The organism is Streptomyces sp. NPDC058964 (assembly GCF_042741275.1).
Lineage (GTDB): Bacteria > Actinomycetota > Actinomycetes > Streptomycetales > Streptomycetaceae > Streptomyces.
The window spans coordinates 1-7,100 of the sequence record NZ_JBHYKH010000473.1; the positions used below are offsets into that span (position 1 = coordinate 1).

4 protein-coding genes are annotated in these 7,100 nt (G+C 69.1%); 3 read left to right on the top strand and 1 reads right to left on the bottom strand.

Annotated elements, in window-relative coordinates; genetic code table 11:
* Positions 1 to 89: 89 nt before the first annotated feature.
* Positions 90 to 833 carry an alpha/beta hydrolase gene (locus ACFW2E_RS37445; protein ID WP_384473682.1) on the bottom strand — a complete coding sequence of 248 codons (744 nt, stop codon included), beginning with the start codon at positions 831 to 833 and terminating at the stop codon, positions 90 to 92.
* 250 nt (positions 834 to 1,083) lie between these two features.
* Here ACFW2E_RS37445 and ACFW2E_RS37450 point away from each other — a divergent pair, with 250 nt between their 5' ends.
* The 3 genes from ACFW2E_RS37450 to ACFW2E_RS37460 all read left to right on the top strand — a co-directional run bounded on the left by ACFW2E_RS37450 (position 1,084) and on the right by ACFW2E_RS37460 (position 6,972).
* Entirely contained in the window at positions 1,084 to 3,450 is a 2,367-nt protein-coding gene (locus tag ACFW2E_RS37450; RefSeq protein WP_384473685.1) for an alpha-amylase family glycosyl hydrolase, read from the top strand.
* A 73-nt stretch (positions 3,451 to 3,523) separates the two neighbouring features.
* On the top strand, positions 3,524 to 6,529 hold the full coding sequence (locus ACFW2E_RS37455; RefSeq protein ID WP_384473688.1) for a carbohydrate binding domain-containing protein: 3,006 nt from the start codon (positions 3,524 to 3,526) through the stop codon (positions 6,527 to 6,529).
* Between the two features lie 110 nt (positions 6,530 to 6,639).
* The gene (locus ACFW2E_RS37460; RefSeq protein ID WP_384473691.1) at positions 6,640 to 6,972 is read left to right on the top strand and encodes an NAD(P)-binding domain-containing protein; all 333 of its coding nucleotides are present in this window, start codon (positions 6,640 to 6,642) and stop codon (positions 6,970 to 6,972) included.
* The last annotated feature ends 128 nt before the right edge of the window (positions 6,973 to 7,100 follow it).

Here is a 7,100-nt window from a genome sequence, read left to right on the forward strand (position 1 = left end):
GCGCGACAGCCCCCGCCCGCCCGCTGCGCGCCCGGCCCCCCCCCCGCCGCGCGCCCCCCGCCCCCCCCCCGCCCCGCCGGGCGCGGGCGTCACTTGTATTCGGCCATGAACGCCTTGACGTCCTGCCACAGATGGGGATGGACGCCGAACATGTCGGTGCCATGGGCGTTGCCGTCGACGAGGTTCAGCTCCGCGTCCGGTGACCTCCTGGACTTCTTGTACTGGGCCTTCACGTCCTCCGCGAAGCCCGAGTCCAGCTTCGCGGCCACGTACAGCACGGGGACGGTCAGGCGCGCGGCGGCCTTTTCGGCATCCATGCCCTGGTAGAGGCTGGGCCCGGAGAGGTTGATCACCGCGGCGACCGGGGGCTTGGTGATCTTCGGTGCGGCGGCGACCGAGGCCGTGCCGCCCTTGGAGGCGCCCATGAGGATGACCTTGGTGACACCCTTGTGGGCCAGCAGCCCGGCCGCCGCGGTGATCTCCGCCGTCTCGTCGCCGATGCTCTGCACGGCCAGAACCCGATAACCCTCGGCGGCGAGTTGGTCGGCCTGGGGCACCCAGGAGCACACGTCGGTGTTCGCCATGTGGGACAGCACGACGCCGGTGGTGCCCTTGCCCGTCAGATAGCCGCCGACCGGGAAGCCCCCCACCTCGAACTCGATCGAGCCGTCGAGCTGATGGCCGCTCAGGCAGCCGAAGTCGTCCCGGGTCTTCGACGCCGAGGGCCTGGCACCACCGCTCTCACGGTCCCCGTGACCGGCACATCCGGCCGCGAGCGGCAGCACGGACAGCACGGACAGCACCAACGACGTCGTGGAACGCGTTCTGAGCATGGCAACCCCCTGATGCACGACGGATGTCGCACGAGAGCGACCCGACGGATCTTGGACCGATCGAGCCCGCCGCGCAATGGGCTCGGTCCACGCAATCCGCCTCACGATTCCGGGGCTCCGGATGTTGCGCGAGGTCTTTACGGTACTCAAAGGTTGCACTACTTTTCGGCAAGATTCAGCAACTCCTTTCAAGTCATCGGCGCCTCGGGACCGGCGCCGGGGCTTTCCCTGCCCGCCTTCAGGAGCCGCCGTGTCTTCGTTCCCCCCTGCCCGCACGCGGAGAAGACGCCGCCTCGGCCGGCGTACCGCGACAGCGGTCCTCGCCGTCACCGCCGCCCTCGCAGCACCGCTCACTCCCGGCGGCCTCGCCACACCGGCCGCGGCCGCGACCGGCGCTCCGCTGGGCGCCCGTTACGACGCGACCGGCGCGAACGTGGAGTTCCGGATCTACTCCTCCCGCGCCACCCGCATCGACCTGTACCTGTACGGGACCGCGACCGGCAGCCAGGAGGCCGCCGCCCTCCCGCTCACCGAGGACGCCGCGACAGACGTCTGGTCCGTGACCGTCTCCGTGACCACGATCCGGCAGCAGTACGGCATCACCGGCCCCATCTACTACGGCTACCGGGCCTGGGGCCCCAACTGGCCCTACGACCCGGCGTGGACGAAGGGCTCCACCGCGGGATTCGTGGCGGACGTCGACGCGGCAGGCAACCGCTTCAACCCCAACAAGCTCCTGACCGACCCGTACGCACGCGAACTGAGCAACGACCCGGTCACCCCCGCCGCCACCGACGCCTCGGTCTACGGCACCGGCCCCCAGCACCGCGCTGTCGACAGCGCCCCGCAGGCCCCGAAGGGCATCGTCCTCGCCGACGACGCCACGAGCACCGGCACCAAACCGACCCGGGCCCTGAAGGACGACGTCGTCTACGAGGTGCACGTGCGCGGACTCACCGAGAACGACCCCTCCGTGCCCGCCGCCTACCGCGGCACCTACAAGGGCGCCGCCCTCAAGGCCGCCGACCTTGCGGCCCTCGGCGTCACCGCGGTCGAGTTCCTGCCCGTGCAGGAGACGCAGAACGACGCCAACGACGTGGACCCGACCGGCACGGCCGGGGACAACTACTGGGGCTACTCCACCCTCGACTACTTCGCACCGGACCGCCGTTACGCCGCCGACCGGGGCGCCGGAGGCCCCACCCGCGAGTTCAAGGAGATGGTGAAGGCCTTCCACGACGCGGGGATCAAGGTCTTCACGGACGTGGTCTACAACCACACCGGCGAGGGCGGCCCCTGGAACGCGGCCGACAAGAACACCTACAGCCTGTTCTCCCTGCGCGGCCTGGACAACCCCACCTACTACTCGCTCACCAGTGACATGCAGAGCCCGTGGGACAACACGGGCGTCGGCGGCAACGTCAACACCTACAACCCCGTCACACGCAACCTGATCACCGATTCACTGGCGTACTGGAAGAACACCCTCGGCGTCGACGGTTTCCGCTTCGACCTCGCGCCGGTCCTCGGTAACACCTGCCAGCACGGCTGCTTCCAGTACAGCCGCACCGACCCGAACACCGCACTGAACCGCATCACCGCCCTGATGCCCGCCCGGTCGGCCGGCGGCGGCTCCGGCACGGACTGGATCGCCGAGCCGTGGGCCCTGGGCAGCGGCACCTACCAGGTCGGCAACTTCCCGGCGGGATGGTCCGAATGGAACGACAAGTTCCGTGACACCATGCGCCGCGACCAGAACGCCATGGGCGTGGAGAACGTCACCCCGAGCGACCTGGCGACCCGCTTCGCCGGCTCCTCGGACCTCTACCAGCCGAACGGCCGCGCGCCCTTCAACTCCGTCAACTTCATGGTCGCCCACGACGGGTTCACCCTCGCCGACCTCTACCGCTGCAACACCAAGAACAACACCCAGGCCTGGCCCTACGGCCCGTCCGACGGCGGCTCGGGCTACAACCTGTCCTGGGACCAGGGAGGGAACGCGGCCGATCAGCGCAAGGCCGCCCGCAACGGCTTCGCGTTCCTGATGCTGTCGGCCGGTACGCCGATGATGACCGGCGGCGACGAGTACCTGCGCTCGGTCAACTGCAACAACAACCCCTACAACCTGGACTCCTCGGCCAACTGGCTCACCACGTCGCTCACCGGGGACCAGAGCACGTTCCGCACCTATGCCGAGCGCATGATCGCCTTCCGCAAGGCCCACCCGGCCCTGCGCCCGGCGGGCTTCTACAGCTCCGCCGACGGAAACGGCAACGGCATGGGAGCACTCGACTGGTTCACCCCCGCGGGCAGTGCGCCCGACGGCGCCTACTGGGGCAACCCCGACAACCACGCCCTCGCCTGGCGCTACGACGGCACCGAACTCGGTGACCCGAGCAGCGCGCTCTACGTCGCCTACAACGGCTGGTCGGGCGACGTCGACATGACGCTCCCCTCCCCCGGCGCGGGCAAGTCCTGGTACCGCGTCACCGACACCTCCACCTGGGCCGAAGGCGCCGACCAGGTCGCCCGTCCCGGCAGCGAGGCCCCTGTCGGCGGCACCGGCACCGTGTACCGGATGCACGGCCGCGCCGTCCTGGTCCTGATCGCCAAGTAACCGCCGGACCGCGACACCACCACTCGCACGGCCGCGCCCCCACCGCGGCCCCGCACGAGGAGCTCCCCCCACGATGGACCTCGTACTCCCCCCCGGCAGAAGGCACCGGCCCCGGCCGCTGACCGCCCTCGTCGCCGCGCTGCTCGGCCTTCTCACGTCCCTGCTCTCGGGCGCGCCCGCGCACGCGCTGACAACCGCCGCCACCGAGGCGAACTCCGCCACGGTCTACTACTACACGCCGACCCGGAACTGGTCGTCGTACTACCTCCACTGGGCGCCCGCGGGCGGTAGCTGGACCACCGTCCCCGGTACCCGGATGCCCTCCGCCTGCACCGACTGGGTGAAGCTGACCGTCGACCTCGGCAGCGCCGCCACCTGGCAGGCGACCTTCAACGACGGCTCCGGCACCTGGGACAACAACAACGGCTCCAACTACCAGCTCGGCACCGGGACGATCACGGTCAGGGACGGCGTGGTGGCCCACAGCGACCCGTGCGGCCCGGCCCAGCCCCCGGCGGGCAACGCGGCGACCGTCTGGTACTCGACCGCCTCCGTCGGCTGGCCCACCGTCAACCTGCACTGGGCGCCCACGGGCGGCAGCTGGACCACCGTCCCTGGCATCGGCATGGAACCGGCCTGCACCGGCTGGGTGAAGAAGACCGTCGACCTGGGATCCGCCACCACCTGGCAGGCCACCTTCAACAACGGCAACGGCGTCTGGGACAACAACAACGGCGCCAACTACCAGCTCACCCAGGGCAATTCGACAGTCAAGGACCACGTGGCCAAGGCCGGCGCCACCGATCCCTGTGCCGCCGCCGCACCCGACACCACCGCACCCACCGCGCCCTCGGGCGTGAGCGCGAGCATCACCGGCACCTCCGCGGTGCTCACCTGGGAGGCCGCCACCGACAACGTGGGCGTCACCGGCTACGAGATCACCCGCACCGGCGGCGGCAACGGCACCTCGGTGACCGACACCGCCTCCACCGTCCTCTCCGTGACCGGCCTGGAGGCCCGCACCTCCTACTGCTGGACCGTGAAGGCCCTGGACGCGGCGGGCAACCTCTCCGCCGCGAGCGCGCCGGAGTGCGCCACCACCGGCAACGCACCACCACCCCCCACCGCCGGCACCCCGCTCGGGGGTGACCCCCGCAAGGACCCGATCTACTTCGTCCTCACGGCGCGGTTCTACGACGGCGACAGCTCCAACAACCGCGGCGGCAGCCAGGACGTGAAGTCCGGCAACGCGGCCAATCACGACCCCATGTTCCGCGGCGACTTCAAGGGCCTGATCCAGAAGCTGGACTACATCAAGGCCCTCGGCTTCTCGGCGGTCTGGATCACGCCCGTCGTCCTCAACCGCTCGGACTACGACTACCACGGCTACCACGGCTGGGACTTCTACCGCGTCGACCCCCGCCTGGAGTCGGCCGGCGCCTCCTACCAGGACCTGATCGACGCCGCCCATGCCAAGGGCATGAAGATCTACCAGGACGTGGTCTACAACCACTCCTCCCGCTGGGGCGCCAAGGGCCTGTTCGTCCCCAAGGTCTACGGCGTGCGCGACTCCCAGTGGTCCTGGTACTACGACCGGCCGAACGCCGACTTCGACTACGACGGCCTGACGGTCGAACCCGTCTCCGGCAAGTCGTACTACAACGGCGACCTGTGGTCGACCGACGAGCCCAGCGGCAACACCTGCCTCAACTGGGGCACGCCCAACGGCCAGCACAGTGCCGAGGGTTACACGATCTACAACTGCCAGTGGCCCGGCCCGACCAACAAGCTGTTCCCCGCCTCGCTCTACCACCAGTGCTGGCTGGGCAACTGGGAGGGCGAGGACTCCCGCTCCTGCTGGATCCACGAGGACCTGGCCGACTTCAACACCGAGAACGCGACCGTCCAGAACTACCTGATCGGCGCCTACGACAAGTACATCGACATGGGCGTGGACGGCTTCCGGATCGACACCGCCGTACACGTCCCCCGCATCACCTGGAACCGCCGCTTCCTGCCCGCGATCTACGACGAAGTCACTCGTAGGTTCGGCGCGGACAGGGCAAGGGACTTCTTCGTCTTCGGCGAGGTCGCCGCCTTCGTCAACGACAAGTGGAACCACGGCTCGGTCAACCACTCCGCACAGTTCTACACCTGGAAGGAGCGCAAGACCTACACCGACGACGACGTCCAGGCGGCACTCGACCAGTACACCTACGAGGAGAACCTGGGCCCCGCCGGCCAGCCCACGTCGAACAACGCCTTCCTGAACGGCAACAGCTACCACACGCCGGACCACAGCCAGTTCAGCGGCATGAACATCATCGACATGCGGATGCACAACAACTTCACGTACGCGTCCAACGCCTTCAACAACGGCAAGGACTCCGACGACTCCACCAACGACGCCACCTACAACGTCGTCTACGTCGACAGCCACGACTACGGCCCCAACAAGTCGAGCACGCGCTACGCCGGGGGGACCGACGCCTGGGCCGAGAACATGTCCCTGATGTGGACGTTCCGCGGCATTCCCACCCTCTACTACGGATCGGAGATCGAGTTCCAGGCCGGCAAGCAGATCGACTGCGGCCCCACCTGCCCGCTGGCCACCACCGGCCGCGCGTACTACGGCGACAAGGTGGCGGGCGAGGTCACGGCGAGCGACTTCTCCGAGGTCTCCAGCGCCTCCGGCGCGGTGGCGACCACGCTCCAGCAGCCCCTGGTCAAACACCTTCAGCGCCTCAACCAGATCCGCCGTGCCATTCCCGCACTGCAGATGGGCCAGTACTCCACCGAGGGCGTCAGCGGTGACATGGCCTTCAAGCGCCGCTACACCGACACGGCCACCGGCGTCGACAGTTACGCCCTGGTCTCGGTCGGCAACGGCGCCACGTTCACCGGCATCCTCGACGGCACCTACAAGGAGGCCGTCACCGGCCAGACCGTCACCGTCACCAACGGCACCCTCGACGTCCCCGCTTCCGGCAAGGGCAACCTGCGGGTCTACGTCCTCGACCTGGGTGGCGCCAACGCGGCACCCGGAAAGATCGGCACGGACGGTCCGTATCTGAAGTAACGGGGACGACCGCCTTTCCTTGCATTACCGAACCACTCGGTTTAGTTTTTTAGGGGTGCCGAAACGGAGAACTCGTGTCGGCACCCACTCCCGGAACGGACCCCGCCCTCATGCGCTACGCAGTCCTCGGCACCGGCATCGTCGGCCGGACGATCGCCGGCAAGCTCGCCTCTCTCGGCCACGAGGTCGCCATCGGCACCCGAGACCCGCAGGCCACCCTTGCCCGCACCGAACCCGACGGCTACGGCAACCCGCCGATCGCCCAGTGGCTGGCGCAGCACACACAGGTGCGCCTGCTGCCCTACGCCGACGCGAGCGCTCTCATGGTCGGCATTGCTGTTCTTGGGGCCGTCAGTCCGCTGCGGTCCGCCCTCACCGCGATCCTTTTTCGGCTGGGCGAGCAGCGATGCCGACACGAGGACTCTTGGGCTGCGAGACACTGACGCGCCGCAACACCCCGGTGACCGTACGGCCGACCGGGGGACGACGAAGGCGCCCGACGGGGGGGGGCGCGCCGGCGGGGCCGCCCACCCGCGCGGGGGCTGGGGGGGTGTGTGAAAAACACACCTCC